Source organism: Bacillus sp. FSL E2-8900 (assembly GCF_037966225.1).
GTDB lineage: Bacteria > Bacillota > Bacilli > Bacillales > Bacillaceae_G > Bacillus_A > Bacillus_A cereus.
In genome coordinates this window covers 4,861,084-4,876,708 of sequence record NZ_CP150193.1, presented here as the reverse complement: position 1 = coordinate 4,876,708, position 15,625 = coordinate 4,861,084, and the positions used below count along the sequence as shown (strand labels likewise).

The window sequence follows — 15,625 nt, the reverse complement described above, 5'->3', positions numbered from 1 at the left end:
AAAAATGACGAGATTCTCGAATATATATTACAAAAGGGAGGGGATACTGTGTCATTTTTATTTGTTCTGTCGACTGCTATTATTTTATTGTTTGTTTTATTCACTTTATATTATTACATTGCCGGTAAGAAAGAGGTTCCCCACCATCAATTGTTAGAAGAAGAATTGGAACGAGAAGAATGACACCTTATATATAAGGTGTCATTTTTTTTCGCTATAATAGTCAGTTTTAACGTATTTCTCACAAAAAACGTAATTTTTCTTAACTTAGTCCGCAAAAATAGTGAACATGTAGCATATATCAGTAGTGCGGGCAATACAATGGTATAAACCAAAGCAAAGAGAGTGTTTGAGGTGAGAAATCGTGAATCATTTCATTATAAATCCAAGAATGTTTAACGCTTACAAACAGCACTCACACTTACTTCTTAGTCGTATGCAGCGAGGCTCATTTCACCCTTCTCACATCCAAATTAGGGAGGCGAGTGGTGTGCACGATTACATCAAAGAGAGAACTATCAAGATTGGTAAGTATATCGTGGAGACAAGAAAGACAGTGCGTGTCATTGCAAAGGAATTTGGGGTATCAAAGAGTACAGTCCATAAAGATTTAACAGAACGTCTACCAGAAATTAATCCAGAGCTCGCAAATGAAGTAAAAGAAATTCTTGATTATCATAAGTCTATTCGTCATTTAAGAGGTGGAGAAGCAACAAAACAAAAGTATAGAAAAGAAGATGTAGAGAAGCCTGTACGTCAATAATGTTACAGTAGCAAACATTCCGTTCACATTCGGTAATATTTTTCAGAAGAATTCTTTTTGCGAATATTACGTTTCTGTTAAATTTATGATAAAATCAGAAATTAGGTGAAAAGAATTCGGGTGTAACCTGATTTTGAATATCGAGGAGGAAAAAACGGGAATGTTTGCGCGAGATATCGGAATTGACCTAGGTACGGCTAACGTATTAATTCATGTTAAAGGTAAGGGTATTGTATTAAATGAGCCATCTGTTGTGGCAATTGATCGTAATAGTGGTAAAGTATTAGCAGTAGGTGAAGAAGCGAGAAGTATGGTGGGACGTACGCCTGGTAATATTGTAGCAATTCGTCCACTTAAAGATGGTGTAATCGCAGACTTCGAAATTACAGAAGCAATGTTAAAGTATTTCATTAACAAATTGGACGTAAAGAGCTTCTTTTCAAAACCTCGTATTTTAATTTGTTGTCCAACAAATATTACATCAGTAGAACAAAAAGCAATTCGTGAAGCTGCTGAGCGTTCAGGTGGTAAAACAGTATTTTTAGAAGAAGAACCAAAAGTAGCCGCAGTTGGTGCTGGTATGGAAATCTTCCAACCAAGCGGTAACATGGTTGTTGATATTGGTGGAGGTACAACAGATATCGCTGTACTATCTATGGGTGATATTGTTACCTCTTCCTCTATCAAAATGGCTGGCGATAAGTTTGATATGGAGATCTTAAACTATATTAAACGTAAGTATAAGCTATTAATCGGAGAACGTACTTCAGAAGATATTAAAATTAAAGTTGGTACAGTATTCCCAGGTGCACGTAGCGAAGAGCTTGAAATTCGCGGACGTGACATGGTAACAGGCTTACCACGTACAATTACAGTATGCTCTGAAGAAATTACAGAAGCATTAAAAGAAAATGCAGCTGTTATTGTACAAGCTGCAAAAGGCGTATTAGAGCGCACACCACCAGAACTATCTGCAGATATCATCGACCGCGGTGTTATTCTAACAGGCGGTGGAGCTTTATTACACGGTATCGACATGCTTCTAGCAGAAGAACTAAAAGTACCAGTATTAATTGCTGAAAACCCAATGCACTGCGTTGCGGTTGGTACAGGTATTATGTTAGAGAATATCGACAGATTACCAAAGCGTGCTTTGAGATGATTTGAAAGAACTAAGGCTAATGCCTTAGTTCTTTTTTTGTTTTTATATTTTTTTATTTTGTTTTTTTGCGAAAATGGAAGGAAAATAGAGAAATATGAAGGAAACAGGTAAAATATTCATATATATGGTTAAATTTAATATTTCCTTAATTGAAAACGTTTATAATATAATGAGTCGAATACGACATTAAGGCAAATAATGTTTCAATACATATTGCCTTTCCCTAATTTGGGCATACACTCTTTTCCACCTCCGTGTCAGTTGCAAAAATGTGCAACTATTTTAATGGAATAGAGTGTGTGCATTTTTTTTTAGGAAGTTGTGCTAAATATAAAATGTTACTTTGTAATGACAAACAATAAACAAAATGGGATAATAGCAATATGTCCAAGTGGTAAGACCAATATTACAAAAGGGGCGATTGTTACATGCTAAATATAGAACAAATTAAAGAAATCATTCCTCACCGCTATCCATTTTTACTTGTTGATAAAATATTAGAAGTAGATGAAGGAAAAAGAGCGGTTGGGATTAAAAATGTATCCGCAAACGAAGAATTCTTTAACGGACACTTCCCTGACTATGCAGTTATGCCTGGTGTACTTATTGTAGAAGCATTAGCACAAGTCGGAGCAGTTGCAGTATTAAAGAAAGAAGAAAACCGCGGAAGACTTGCTTTCTTTGCAGGTATCGACAATTGCCGTTTCAAAAAACAAGTACGCCCAGGTGATCAGCTTCGTCTAGAAGTAGAAATGACACGCGTACGCGGCCCAATTGGAAAAGGAAAAGCAATCGCAACAGTAGATGGTGAAGTTGCATGTGAGGCAGAAATTACATTTGCAATTGGTGATAAAAAAGAATAGATAGTACTAAAAAAATCTCCTTGTAAAAAGACAAGGAGATTTTTTTAATTTCTGCTATATAACGATGAAACAATAATATACAAACTAATCAGAAAATATCTTGTGAATAGATGGTAATTACCATATACTTACTTTATTGTTTATCTAGAAAACAGGATAAGTGATAAAGGTAATAAAGAAATAAGGGCATTGTCATATTGTTAAGGTACTTAAATAAGACAAAGTAGAATGTTATTGATTATGATGAAATGTGGGGAACTCAGCAAGAATATTAATTAGACGTATGAAATCGAGCATAAGAGAGAGAAAAGGGAAATGTCGCATTTCACAAAAGGAGATTATGAATATGTTCGGGAGAAAGAAAAGAAAACCATTACGACAATTAATTACACATAAAGAGCCTAAATCGCGTATTACAGAACAATACCGTAACATTCGTACAAACATTGAGTTTACATCTGTAGATAATCATGTTCGTTCTATTATTGTTACTTCGGCGGATCCAGGTGATGGGAAAACAACAACAATCGCAAACTTAGCAGTTGTTTTCGGACAGCAAGGAAAGAAAGTTTTATTAATTGGAGCTGACTTGCGTAAGCCGACGATACAAAACTTATTTGCCGTTCATAGTTCAAATGGGTTAACGAACTTATTATCAGGACAAGCAAAACTTATGCAATGCATTCAAAAAACAGATATAGAGAACGTATACTTAATGGCAGCAGGTCCAATCCCGCCAAACCCAGCAGAACTATTAGGGAGCCGGGCAATGGACGAGGCGTTGCTAGAAGCATATAGCATGTTTGATATTATATTAATAGACACACCACCTGTCCTTGCGGTTACAGATGCACAAATACTTGCGAATAAATGTGATGGAATCGTACTCGTTGTACGAAGTGAAAAGACAGAAAAAGATAAAATCGTAAAAGCGAAACAAATATTAGATAAAGCATCAGGAAAACTACTAGGTGTTATTTTGAACGATAAAAGAGAAGAAAAAGAGCAGTATGGTTATTACTAAAATATGAAAAAGCCAACAATAATTTGTTGGCTTTTTTGTTTTCTGAAAATTATTTATCAAGTTATACAGTGTAAAAAGCATGATATGATAAAATTTTTGGGAAATCATTGGAATGTGTTGTCATATTTAAGATTATTTTGTAAGATTAAACTTGTTTCTTGTGAACAAATATAGAACTGAATTATTAAAAATAAAAAATGTAAGATTTATATGTTATAATTTTTCCTATGTGTAAATTTTAGAAAGTTGGAGGAACCTATGGAAGAAACAATTAGTCTAAAAGAGTTATTTCATATCTTAAAAAAACGTTTAGCAATAATCCTCGTAATCGCATTTGGTACAGCTATTGCAAGTGCTATCATTAGCTTTTTCTTTATGACACCAATCTATCAATCTTCGACGCAAATTCTTGTTAACCAGAAGAAGCAAGAGGGTGCAGCAATTCAGTTGGGGGAAATTCAATCAAATATTCAATTAACGAATACATATAAGGTTATTATTAAAAGTCCAGTAATCTTAGAACAAGTGAATGAAAAATTAAATTTAAATATGACAGCGCAAGAGTTAACGAAAAAAGTTAATGTTGCGAATGAAAAGGATTCGCAAGTAATCTCTGTAACAGCTGAGGATAAAGACCCTAAAATAGCTCGTGATATTGCGAATGCGACTGCAGATGTGTTCAAAGGTGAAGTTGCGAAAATTATGAGCGTTGATAACGTAACAGTATTATCTAAAGCAGAAGTTGCAGAAAATCAATCTCCGATTAAACCAGCTCCTATGCTTAATGTAGCAATTGCTTTCGTTGTTGGTTTAATGGCTTCAGTTGGTCTTGCATTCTTACTAGAATACTTAGATAACACGGTGAAAAAAGAAGAAGATGTAGAAAACTTACTTGGCTTACCGGTATTAGGAATTGTAGCTCGTATGGATGAAGAAACAATGAACGTGAAATCACACGCTCCATCATCAAGAAAAGTGAGGGGACAAACAATTGGCTCTTAATTTATTTAAAAAGAAAAAGAATCATCGTCAACGCCGTCAATTAATTGCTCATCAACAACCGAAATCACCAATTTCAGAACAATATCGTAATATTCGAACGAATATTGAATTTGCAGCTATTGATACGAATTTACATTCATTAATGGTCACGTCTGCAAACCCAAGTGAAGGAAAAACGACAACGACAGCGAATATGGTAGTTGTGTTTGCTCAACAAGGAAAAAAAGTATTATTAATTGATGCGGATATGCGTAAACCAGCAATGCATCAAATGTTCCAAGTAGATAATATTTTCGGATTAACGAACGTATTAACACATAGTGAACGTTTAGAGAAGTGTGTACAAACGACATCTGTAGACAATCTGCACTTTTTAGCTTGTGGCCCAATCCCACCAAATCCGGCCGAATTGTTAGGTTCGAAATCAATGAAAGAGCTTCTTGGACAAGCATACAGCATGTATGATCTAGTTATTTTTGATATGCCACCAATTTTAGCTGTTACCGACGCACAAATTATGGCAAATGTATGTGATGCTTCTATTCTTGTTGTTCGTAGTGAATCAACAGAGAAAGAAACAGCGGTAAAAGCAAAAGGATTATTGGAGTCTGCAAAAGGTAAATTGTTAGGCGTCGTTCTAAACGACCGTGAACGTGAACAAGGCCTATACTACTACTACGGTGCAAACTAATTTTAAAGTGAGATATGGTAAAAACATATCTCCTTTTTTCCTTTGAATATGAGATATATCTCATATTCAAAGGAAAAAAGATCTTTATAGGAGAGAGGGAGGATGAAACAAATGATAGATTTACATTGTCACATTTTACCTGGTATTGATGACGGTGCACAGACAGTAACAGATAGTTTAGCGATGGCACAAAAAGCTGTTTCAGAAGGAATACATACAATTGTCGCAACGCCGCACCATCAAAATGGAAAATATGTAAATGAACGTACCTCAATTATTCATCACGTAAAACAATTAAATGATGAACTACAACAACATAATATTCCACTTACTATTTTACCTGGGCAAGAGGTCAGGTTATATGGCGATTTATTAGAAGACTATGAAGCTGGTAAAATCGTTACTTTAAATGAAACAAATAAATATATATTCATTGAATTTCCATCGAATCATGTACCTCGTTATGCCGAACAATTATTATACGAATTACGTGTAAAGGGAATGATTCCAATTATTGTTCATCCAGAACGTAATGCCGAGTTAATCGAGCGGCCAGATAAGCTATATAACCTTGTAAATAAAGGTGTATTAACACAAGTGACAGCAGGTAGTTTGCTTGGGAAATTTGGCAAGAAAATTAAAAAATTCTCACTACAGCTTGTAGAACATAATTTAACACATATGGTCGCTTCAGATGCACATAACACAACGTCAAGAGGATTTCATTTAGCGGAAAGCTATGAACTAATTGAGAAAGAATTCGGAATGAATGTTATGAGTGATTTGAAAGAAAATCCGTACTTATTAATTAGCGGGAAGGCAATTTACAAAGAAGATCCAGAACACATTCGTCGTAAAAAATTGTTCGGTATTTTTTAAATAAAAATTGGTGATGTCTCCTAACCGTTATCAATGGGGGCACTCGGTCGTGCTGTGGGTAGAAATTTTTATTTCGAACCTACCTTAGACGCTTGTCGTCGGGAGTATGACGTGAGGGTGGGTTAGATGCCCATAATTTATTTGTAATAGAAACTCTACCTATGGAGTTATAACTATGACTTTATAGGTAGGGTTTTTGTTATTGTTACATATAGATATAATAATTTATTTTTGGGGGTACTAGATTTGAAAAAAGTAAGGAAAGCAATTATTCCAGCTGCTGGACTGGGGACAAGGTTTTTACCAGCAACGAAAGCAATGCCGAAAGAAATGTTACCTATCGTTGATAAACCGACAATTCAATACATAGTAGAAGAAGCGATAGAATCAGGAATTGAAGATATTATTATTGTTACTGGAAAAGGTAAACGTGCTATTGAAGATCATTTTGATCATTCCTTTGAATTAGAGCAAAGCTTACTAGAAAAAGGGAAGTATGAGATGCTAGAAAAAGTACAAGCTTCTTCAAAAATTAATATTCATTACATAAGACAAAAGGAACCAAAAGGACTGGGACACGCAGTATGGTGTGCACGTAAGTTTATTGGAAATGAACCATTTGCAGTATTACTTGGTGATGATATTGTTCAAGCAGAAACGCCATGTTTGCGTCAATTAATGGATCAATATGAAGGTATACAGTCGTCGGTTATTGGTGTACAAACAGTGCCAGAAAAAGAAACACATCGTTATGGTATTATCGATCCGATTGAACAAAGCGATCGCCGTTATCAAGTACGTCAATTTGTAGAGAAGCCAACTCAAGGAACTGCACCGTCAAATTTAGCGATTATGGGACGTTACGTATTAACGCCAGAAATCTTTATGTTTCTTGAAAATCAACAGACAGGTGCTGGTGGGGAAATTCAGTTAACAGATGCAATTCAACGATTAAATGAAGTTCAACGTGTATTTGCTTATGACTTTGAGGGTACGCGTTACGATGTTGGGGAGAAGTTTGGATTTATTAAGACGACGATTGAAATGGCACTACAAAATGAAGAATTAAAAATAGAATTAATTAAATATATGCATGAAATTATAAAGAAAGAGAATGTACATATATAAGGGCGAGGTGAAGAGACTTGGATTCGGCAAAAATATATAATGGAAATCTGGTGGAAGAAAAATTTCAAGAAATCAATCCAGATCAAGTAAATTCTAAAAGAGGATATTTAATAATTAAAAGATTTATGGATATTATTGGTTCACTTATAGGATTGATAATATTAGCTCCAATTTTTTGTATTGTAGCAATAATCATGAAGATTGAGGATCCTAAAGGCCCTATAATATTTAAACAGGTTAGAGTAGGTAAAGACGGGCAAGAATTCCAGATGTATAAATTTAGATCTATGGTAGTTAATGCAGAAGAAAAATTAAAAGACTTATTAAGTCAAAATGAAGTCTCTGGTGCAATGTTTAAAATGAAAGAAGATCCAAGAATTACAAAAATAGGTGGATTTATAAGAAAAACCAGTATAGATGAGCTTCCGCAACTTATTAATGTATTAAAGGGAGAGATGAGCCTTGTTGGCCCAAGACCACCTTTATTACGAGAGGTTAAAGAATACACTGTTTATGATAAACAACGACTTATGGTAACACCTGGATGTACAGGTTTATGGCAGGTAAGTGGAAGAAGTAATTTAAGTTTTAAACAAATGGTTGAACTAGACTTATATTATAAACAGAAATTTTATTTTTGATGTTAAGATTTTGTTAAGAACTGTAAAGGTTTTATTAGGTTCAAAAGATGCATTTTAAAAGATTGCTATTTTAGTAAGAACAAGTTTTTAAAATTATGGAATAAAGGAGTTTTGTTTAAAAGATGAAAAGAAAAGTGATTACCTATGGTACCTTTGATTTATTGCACTATGGGCATATAAATATACTTAGAAGAGCAAAAGCGCTAGGGGATTACCTAATTGTAGCGATATCTACAGATCAGTTTAATGAGTTAAAAGGTAAGAAATCTTATTTCTCATATGATAAAAGAAGATTAATGCTGGAATCAATTAAATATGTAGATGAAGTAATACCAGAAGAGAATTGGGAGCAGAAAAAAATAGATGTAATGAATCATAATATAGATACATTTGTTATGGGTGATGATTGGAAGGGCGAATTTGATTTTTTAAAAGAATACTGTGAAGTTGTGTATTTACCAAGGACTGAAGGGGTATCGACTACAAAAATCAAAGTAGAATTACAATCTATAAATTAATAATGCGAGAGTATGGTAAAATATGAAAAATAAATTAACTAAGAATTTTATTTTCTTATTCTTAATGCAAATGGCTAATTTACTTTTGCCATTAATTAGTCTTCCTTACTTAAGTAGAGTACTACAACCAGAGGGTTTTGGCCTAATTGTATTTGCTCAGTCTCTTATACAATATTTTGTTATTCTTACGGATTTTGGTTTTAATTTATCCGCAACAAGACAGGTATCTATAAACAGAGAAAATCCAGAGAAGTTAAAGCAAATATTTAATTCGGTTTTAATTATAAAGCTAATATTGGTTATAATTTCTTTTGTTATATTGGTCAGCATAGTAATGTTAAACCATAGTTTTAGTGAATACTGGTATGTTTATCTATATAACTTTGGTATTGTAATTGGTAATGCACTATTTCCGCTATGGTTATTCCAAGGTTTAGAGGTAATGCAGTACTCTACTTTATTAAATGTTATTTCAAAATTAATTTTTACTTTGTGTACTTTTATCCTTGTTAAGGATTCAGAGGATTTATATATTGTTCCAATTCTAAATTCAATAGGCTTTATAATTTCGGGGGTATTAGGTATATCTGTGGCACTAAGGAAGTTTAATATGCGTCTTCAATTACCCCAAAAAGATGAATTGATATTGGCATTGAAAGATAGTGCTCAATTCTTTGTATCAAGGGCATCAGTAAGTCTTTATACGACAACAAATACATTTTTGATAGGGATCTTTTTAGGGAAAACAGCTGCTGGTTATTATGCAATTGCAGAAAAATTAATTAATGTTATTTCTATTATCATATCGACAGTAGTGGATGCTATTTATCCTTTTATGGCAAAAACTAGGGATTTAAAATTATTTAATAAAATATTTAAAATTGTAATGATTCTAGGTATTGTAGGATGCTTAGTGGCCTTCATAATTAGTGAGCAAGCTATTGGTGTTATTTTCGGAGCAAATTATCAGGTTAGTGTAACATTATTTAATATTATGTTAGTAAGTTGTTTTATTTCTATTCCTAGCATGCTGATTGGTTATCCATTATTGGCGGCATTTGGGAATTCTACATACCCCAATTATAGTGTATTAGCCGGATCAATAGTTCATATTGTATTACTATTATTATTAATACAGTTAGGAAATATTTATGTAGTTGCAAGCATTTTAATAGTAACACAGCTAGTTATATTATCAATTAGGTATTATGGAGTTAGAAAAATAATACTTAAAAATCACAAAAGTAAAAGAATTGGGGTATAACATGCAAACTAAACTACTGACGTTAGTATATATATTACTATCTCCTATATATTTATTATCAATGATTTTTCCAAAAAAGAAGGATTTAGTTGTAATAGGCGGATCCCTAGGGAAGCATTTTGCAGATAATCCTAAATATCTATTCTTGTACCTTGACCAAAATAAACCTAAATTTCAATATTATTGGTTGACTAAAAACAAGGAATTATGCAAGGAAAAGAATGCTAATAATTTTTTGTATCTGTATACGTTTAAGGGGCTATATATTTTATTACGAGCTAAATATTTAATTTTATCACATCAAATTAATGATATGTTCCCACCATTACATGGTGGAAAAGAAATAATTCAGTTATGGCATGGAACACCATTGAAAAAATTAGGGTTTGATAGAGATGCAGAATTGAATTCGCCTCTGAAAAATGGATTAAAATCAATATTTTATTTCATTTTTCCATATTTATTTTATATGCGAACGGATTATATAGTCGTATCTGCGGAATGTTTAATTAATAATTTTAGTACGGCATTTAAGTTAGAAAAGAGTAAGGTTATACCTTTAGGACAACCTAGAAATGATATATTATTACATCCAGAGTTACTTAACGAGAAGTATACAAATAATAAAGTTTTTTTACATGAATTATCCAATTATGAAAAAGTGATTAGTTGGTTGCCTACACATAGACATGGAACTAACAAAAATATAGTCAATTTATTGGATGATTATGGGTTTGATGCATTTAAGGTTAATCAACGATTGCGGCAGGAGAATAGCATATTAATTATCAAACCACATTTTATAGAACTGGGTATTATAAAAGATAAATTAATAGGATATGATAATATAGTTGTCTACGAAGAGGCTGATCCATATCCACTATTAACATTTACTGATATTTTAATAACGGATTATTCGAGTGTATTCTTTGATTTTTATTTAACAAAAAGGGATATAATTTTTGCGCCTTTTGATTATCATGAATATAAAAGAAACTTTAAAGATTTTTATTATGATTACGATGATTTACTTTCTGAATATCCAAAAGTTAATAATTGGGATGAACTATTAAAACTTGCTTTGAGTCAAGAATATTTTAATAGGAATAACGAATATAAAAAATTACAAGATTTTAATAAATACACTGATGAAAATTGTAAGAGGGTCACTGAATTCATTGAGAAGTTGTGTAAATAAGTTCTATTTAAAAGGCTGGGATTATGTTGATCTTAAGATTTTTTAGTTTTATATATCTAACATTACTATTATTTTTAGTAACGTATCAGGATTTTTTCTTAGTTAATAAGATAGGGGAGATAGGTCGCTCCCCTATCTTTTTATTATTGCCTTTCTTTATTATAGGAGAAATATTAAATATTAAGTGTAAGAAAATAAATATAACTAAACTGCAAAAATATTTGTTTATGTATATTATCTATGTATTTTGTGTTGGGCTTATATATGTTTTTATATACTCTTTAAAAGGGGTATATGTATACTTAAATGAAGACATTTTCTTGAAATTTGTAAAAGGGCAAATGTATTTCATAATAATATTTCTTTTTTATAGGCATTGTTATTTGTTGTTTTCGATAATTAAGACTAAGGTTATTTTTAGAGCATTTTTTGTTAATTTAATGATATTAAATATTATTATGGCCTTAGAGTATTTTAGTATGCCAAGTGCGTGGATGTGGCTTCATTCATCAGATGAGCCCTACTATAGAATTAGATTATTAACAGTGGAGAGTAGTTGGACTGGAACAATTTATCTTATATATAGTATTCTTACTTTATATTTAGCGAAAAAACTTTTTAATAATTTTAAAGTTAGATTGTATACGATAACTATAATAATTTCATTACTTGCTTATGTATTCCTCACTGGTTCAAAAGGCTTTTTTATCGTTTTTGTAGTAAGTCTAATCTTTTTTGCATTTAACTTTATTAATATATTTAGAATTAGTGTAAAAAATATTATTTTCAGCTTCTTGTTACTATGCTGTACCGCTTTAGTTTTTATGATTTTAAAGGATGATTTTTATTCTTCTCTTATGAGTGATATTGAGAAATATACATCAGTTTCTACAAGACTAGGTTTATTTATGGTAGCAATAAAAGTATTTGTTACAAACCCTTTTGGTGTGGGTACAGGTGTTTATATTGTTTTATTAGTAGAGAGTATTCAGGGGATAATTGAATTATTAAGAGAGATATTTGTTACACTATTTAATGTTTCACCTAATTTAGATGAATTGCAAAGATTAACGGGTACAACCAAAGGATTAGCTATTAAATCTAGCTTTTTTAACTGGTTAGTACAGGGGGGAATAGGAGCTTTACTGTACTTCTTCTATTCTTCTAAAGTGGCTAATCAAATAACAAAAAATGATAAAATGCTGAGATTTTGCTTAATTTTTGTTCTTATATCAGTATTTAGTTTTATAAATTTAGAAATTAAGTATGAGATTTGGTTATTCTTTGCTTTTATAGATTGGAATTACCAAAATAACAAACCTCATTTAAATGGTATGCCTTAGTATAGTTTCAAAAGGAGTGGAATATCTTAAATGTTATCTGTAAGTATTGTGATACCGGTTTTTAATTCTGAGAGTATAATTGGACAAGTGCTTAATTCTTTAATTGAGCAAGATTATGATAAAAATAAGTATGAGATTATTTTAGTTGACGATGCATCTACTGATGAAAGTGTTAGTGTAATTCAGGGGTTTGTTGATAACTACGAAAATATAAAATTATTTGTCAATAATAAAAATAGCGGTCGAAGTAAGACTAGAAATAAGGCAATTGAGAATAGTTCAAATGAATTAGTTATAATGTTGGATTCAGATTGTGTACCTATTACCAATCAATTTATTAATAGACATGTTGAATTTCATATGAGTAATAAGAAGGGATTAGGAATAGGGGCAATTTATTTCCCTAGTAAATCTAATAATTCATTTGATCAATTTAGAGAACAAAGAGAAAATATTAGATTAAGATATGGAGAAAATACAACAAAGTTGGAATTTGTATATGTAACTACGGCTAATTTAAGTATCCGTATGGAAAATTTAAGAGAATCGCAAGGATTTGATGAAGATTTTAAGTATTGGGGATCGGAAGATATCGAGTTTGGTTATAGATTATTTAAAAATGATTATGAGATTAGTTTAATAGAGCAGGATGGGGATGTACATCACTTTGATGAGAGGATAAGTTTAAAAGTATATTGTAAACGAATAAAAAATTTAGCCCAATATAATATGCCTATATTATTAGAAAAACATCCCGAAATAATTAACTTCTTTGGCAACTTTAAATATTTAGAGCCATTAAAAGCTAGAGATACTGTTCCAAAGTATAAAAAATATTGTATACAATTTTTAGTTAAAAATTGTAATTTTGTTTTTAAGCGTATTATAAAGAATGAAGCTAAGTTTAGTTTGAAACTACTATTCTTTGTATATAAATTATATATTGCTAACTTTTATATGGAGGGTGTACAAGAAAGGGTTTTAAAGTAGCTTCTAGATTTAATAATTTTAGGAGTGGATTAAATGAAAGTTTTACATATAGCTGAATATGTAAAGGGAGGAATTGCTACATATCTTCAGGAGGTAATAGAATATCAAGAACAGTGTGAAAACATTGATGACGTTTTTTTACTCTATGGGGATTTACACTCGGGGGAATTGAAGAATATTAATTCTGAGAATATATACGGCTATTCTTATAAAAGGAGCCCAAAATATATAATAAAAGCTATAAAGGAAATTAATGCGTATATAAATTTGATAAAACCAGATATTATTCACGTGCATAGTTCATTTGCGGGCCTATATGTTAGATTACTTTATTTTATTAAGAGAAAAAATGTGAAAATTGTTTATTGTTCGCATGGCTGGTCATTTTTAATGGACACCTCTCAGCTAAAAAAAAGAGTATACTCCTTAATAGAGAGAGTGTTAGCTCTTAAAACCGATACTATAGTTAATATTTCTCTAGATGAGTACACAAACTCACTTAAATATCATTTGCCTAAAAATAAATCTACAATTATATATAATGGGATTTCTGATAGGAGTAATGATAAAAGGGTATCATTAGAAATAGAAAAAGATTGTATAAATTTACTCTTTGTTGGAAGATTCGATAAGCAAAAAGGTCTAGATATTTTAATAGATATTTTTAAAAATAATAATTTACCAAAGATTAAATTATATATTATTGGTGAACCTGTTGTAAGTCAGGCTGAATTTCAATTTCCTCAAAATGTTATAAATTTAGGCTGGATCGACAATAAATTATTAGATAGTTATTATTCTGATATGGATGCGGTTATAATGCCTTCACGTTGGGAGGGTTTTGGTTTGGTTGCGATTGAAGCAATGAAAAATAGAAAACCTGTTATAGTAAGTAATAGGGGGGCATTACCGGAATTGATTAACCAAGAAGTTAATGGATACATATTTGATTTAGAAAAACCTAATGATTTAGTAGATATATTATTAAACCTTGATAAAATAGAATTGAAAGAAATGGGAAAACGGGGCAGGAATATATATGAAGAAAAGTTTACTAGTAATATTATGAATAGAAAAATTATTGAAGAATATCAAAAACTAGTGGATGGTTTAACTCATTAAGTACTATATTAAATAGGAAATACATTTAAAGGAAGAGGCGAATATCTTGAAGAAAAAAATATTTCTTTGGGCTTTAAGTATTATAGGCGTTATCCTAGTTGGCACAGGGATCTATGCATATACTGTTTATTCAAATGTATCTAATACATTAAATGCAGTGCATAAACCATTGGACCGTGAAAAATCAGATAAAAGGGATGGAAAGGTAGATATTGCTGATAGAAAACCTATTTCAATTTTATTAATGGGTGTCGATCAACGTGGGGAAGATCAAGGCCGCTCAGATTCTCTAATGTTATTTACATTAAATCCTAAATCTAATTCAATGAAAATTATTAGTATTCCGCGTGATTCTTATACAGAAATTGTTGGAAAGGGCAAGAAAGATAAAATAAATCATGCCTATGCATTCGGCGGAATCGATATGGCAGTGAAAACAGTCGAGAATTTCCTCGATATTCCAGTTGATCATTATATTGAGGTAAATATGGAAGGATTCAGGGATATTGTAGATGCTGTTGGTGGTGTGGATATTAATAACGATATGAGCTTTAAAATGGACGGTTTTGATTATCCAAAAGGGGATTTACATTTAGATGGGAAAAAAGCTTTAGTATATTCTCGTATGCGTTATGCGGATCCACGCGGTGACTTTGGCCGTCAAATGCGCCAACGTCAAGTTATTCAGGCTGTAATTAAGAAGGGTGCAAGCGTATCTTCTCTGGCAAGTTACGGTGATGTATTAAAAGCAATTGAGAAAAACGTTAAAACAAGTTTAACACAAGACCAAATGTTTGATATTCAAAAGAACTATAAAGATTGTATGCAAAACAGTGAAGAAATCCAAATCCCAGGCGACGGCCACAAAGCCGCTGATGGTATTTGGTATTACTATGTTCCGGATGCAGCGAAACAAGATATAACGAATAAGTTAAGAGCACATCTTGAAGTGACTAAATAATATGTAATAACCCAACTCCTTTGGAAGGAGTTGGGTTTATTTTTGCTTGGATTTATATTAGTATTATATATTGTGA

16 protein-coding genes and 1 pseudogene are annotated in these 15,625 nt (G+C 31.7%); all 17 read left to right on the top strand.

Annotation, left to right across the window (positions count from 1 at the left end; translation table 11 throughout):
• Positions 1-48: 48 nt before the first annotated feature.
• Entirely contained in the window at positions 49-183 is a 135-nt protein-coding gene (locus tag NST90_RS25050; RefSeq protein WP_000008903.1) for a hypothetical protein, read from the top strand.
• A 307-nt stretch (positions 184-490) separates the two neighbouring features.
• Positions 491-763, top strand: a complete 273-nt coding sequence (gene spoIIID / locus NST90_RS25045) for a sporulation transcriptional regulator SpoIIID (protein ID WP_000544012.1) — start codon at positions 491-493, stop codon at positions 761-763.
• Positions 764-923: 160 nt separating this feature from the next.
• The gene (locus NST90_RS25040; RefSeq protein WP_000457978.1) at positions 924-1,925 is read left to right on the top strand and encodes a rod shape-determining protein; all 1,002 of its coding nucleotides are present in this window, start codon (positions 924-926) and stop codon (positions 1,923-1,925) included.
• A 428-nt stretch (positions 1,926-2,353) separates the two neighbouring features.
• Entirely contained in the window at positions 2,354-2,788 is a 435-nt protein-coding gene (gene fabZ / locus NST90_RS25035; RefSeq protein ID WP_000931959.1) for a 3-hydroxyacyl-ACP dehydratase FabZ, read from the top strand.
• Between the two features lie 346 nt (positions 2,789-3,134).
• Positions 3,135-3,812 (top strand): CpsD/CapB family tyrosine-protein kinase, encoded by a 678-nt coding sequence (locus NST90_RS25030; RefSeq protein ID WP_116291516.1) that lies wholly within the window; start codon positions 3,135-3,137, stop codon positions 3,810-3,812.
• A 258-nt stretch (positions 3,813-4,070) separates the two neighbouring features.
• The gene (locus tag NST90_RS25025) at positions 4,071-4,814 is read left to right on the top strand and encodes a Wzz/FepE/Etk N-terminal domain-containing protein (protein ID WP_000393117.1); all 744 of its coding nucleotides are present in this window, start codon (positions 4,071-4,073) and stop codon (positions 4,812-4,814) included.
• Positions 4,804-5,505: a CpsD/CapB family tyrosine-protein kinase gene (locus tag NST90_RS25020; protein ID WP_339200852.1), complete on the top strand. Its 702-nt coding sequence runs from the start codon at positions 4,804-4,806 to the stop codon at positions 5,503-5,505. The genes NST90_RS25025 and NST90_RS25020 overlap by 11 nt, the downstream gene beginning before the upstream one ends.
• Positions 5,506-5,616: 111 nt before the next feature.
• Positions 5,617-6,384, top strand: coding sequence for a CpsB/CapC family capsule biosynthesis tyrosine phosphatase (locus NST90_RS25015; RefSeq protein ID WP_002184075.1), 768 nt, complete (start codon positions 5,617-5,619; stop codon positions 6,382-6,384).
• A 246-nt stretch (positions 6,385-6,630) separates the two neighbouring features.
• The gene (gene galU, locus NST90_RS25010) at positions 6,631-7,512 is read left to right on the top strand and encodes a UTP--glucose-1-phosphate uridylyltransferase GalU (protein WP_061113128.1); all 882 of its coding nucleotides are present in this window, start codon (positions 6,631-6,633) and stop codon (positions 7,510-7,512) included.
• Between the two features lie 47 nt (positions 7,513-7,559).
• Positions 7,560-8,211, top strand: a pseudogene (locus NST90_RS25005) (sugar transferase).
• Positions 8,212-8,275: 64 nt separating this feature from the next.
• Complete coding sequence (gene tagD, locus NST90_RS25000) at positions 8,276-8,671, top strand: glycerol-3-phosphate cytidylyltransferase (protein WP_000824290.1); 396 nt, start codon at positions 8,276-8,278, stop codon at positions 8,669-8,671.
• Between the two features lie 22 nt (positions 8,672-8,693).
• Positions 8,694-9,935 carry a flippase gene (locus NST90_RS24995; RefSeq protein WP_000791788.1) on the top strand — a complete coding sequence of 414 codons (1,242 nt, stop codon included), beginning with the start codon at positions 8,694-8,696 and terminating at the stop codon, positions 9,933-9,935.
• Position 9,936: 1 nt separating this feature from the next.
• Positions 9,937-11,133, top strand: a complete 1,197-nt coding sequence (locus NST90_RS24990) for a CDP-glycerol glycerophosphotransferase family protein (RefSeq protein ID WP_001193615.1) — start codon at positions 9,937-9,939, stop codon at positions 11,131-11,133.
• Between the two features lie 23 nt (positions 11,134-11,156).
• Entirely contained in the window at positions 11,157-12,476 is a 1,320-nt protein-coding gene (locus NST90_RS24985) for an O-antigen ligase family protein (protein ID WP_000906381.1), read from the top strand.
• Between the two features lie 30 nt (positions 12,477-12,506).
• Positions 12,507-13,466: a glycosyltransferase family 2 protein gene (locus NST90_RS24980; RefSeq protein ID WP_000953928.1), complete on the top strand. Its 960-nt coding sequence runs from the start codon at positions 12,507-12,509 to the stop codon at positions 13,464-13,466.
• 33 nt (positions 13,467-13,499) lie between these two features.
• A complete protein-coding gene (locus NST90_RS24975; RefSeq protein ID WP_000865923.1) occupies positions 13,500-14,588 on the top strand; it encodes a glycosyltransferase in 1,089 nt (362 codons plus the stop codon).
• A 46-nt stretch (positions 14,589-14,634) separates the two neighbouring features.
• Positions 14,635-15,549, top strand: a complete 915-nt coding sequence (locus NST90_RS24970; protein WP_000726750.1) for a LytR family transcriptional regulator — start codon at positions 14,635-14,637, stop codon at positions 15,547-15,549.
• Positions 15,550-15,625: the final 76 nt, after the last annotated feature.

Excerpts from the sequence above, each read along its gene's own strand:
- NST90_RS25040 (WP_000457978.1), top strand. The coding sequence starts at position 924 with ATGTTTGCGCGAGATATCGGAATTGACCTAGGTACGGCTAACGTATTA.
- fabZ (WP_000931959.1), top strand. The coding sequence starts at position 2,354 with ATGCTAAATATAGAACAAATTAAAGAAATCATTCCTCACCGCTATCCA.
- NST90_RS25030 (WP_116291516.1), top strand. The coding sequence starts at position 3,135 with ATGTTCGGGAGAAAGAAAAGAAAACCATTACGACAATTAATTACACAT.
- NST90_RS25025 (WP_000393117.1), top strand. The coding sequence starts at position 4,071 with ATGGAAGAAACAATTAGTCTAAAAGAGTTATTTCATATCTTAAAAAAA.
- NST90_RS25015 (WP_002184075.1), top strand. The coding sequence starts at position 5,617 with ATGATAGATTTACATTGTCACATTTTACCTGGTATTGATGACGGTGCA.
- tagD (WP_000824290.1), top strand. The coding sequence starts at position 8,276 with ATGAAAAGAAAAGTGATTACCTATGGTACCTTTGATTTATTGCACTAT.
- NST90_RS24995 (WP_000791788.1), top strand. The coding sequence starts at position 8,694 with ATGAAAAATAAATTAACTAAGAATTTTATTTTCTTATTCTTAATGCAA.
- NST90_RS24990 (WP_001193615.1), top strand. The coding sequence starts at position 9,937 with ATGCAAACTAAACTACTGACGTTAGTATATATATTACTATCTCCTATA.
- NST90_RS24985 (WP_000906381.1), top strand. The coding sequence starts at position 11,157 with ATGTTGATCTTAAGATTTTTTAGTTTTATATATCTAACATTACTATTA.
- NST90_RS24980 (WP_000953928.1), top strand. The coding sequence starts at position 12,507 with ATGTTATCTGTAAGTATTGTGATACCGGTTTTTAATTCTGAGAGTATA.
- NST90_RS24975 (WP_000865923.1), top strand. The coding sequence starts at position 13,500 with ATGAAAGTTTTACATATAGCTGAATATGTAAAGGGAGGAATTGCTACA.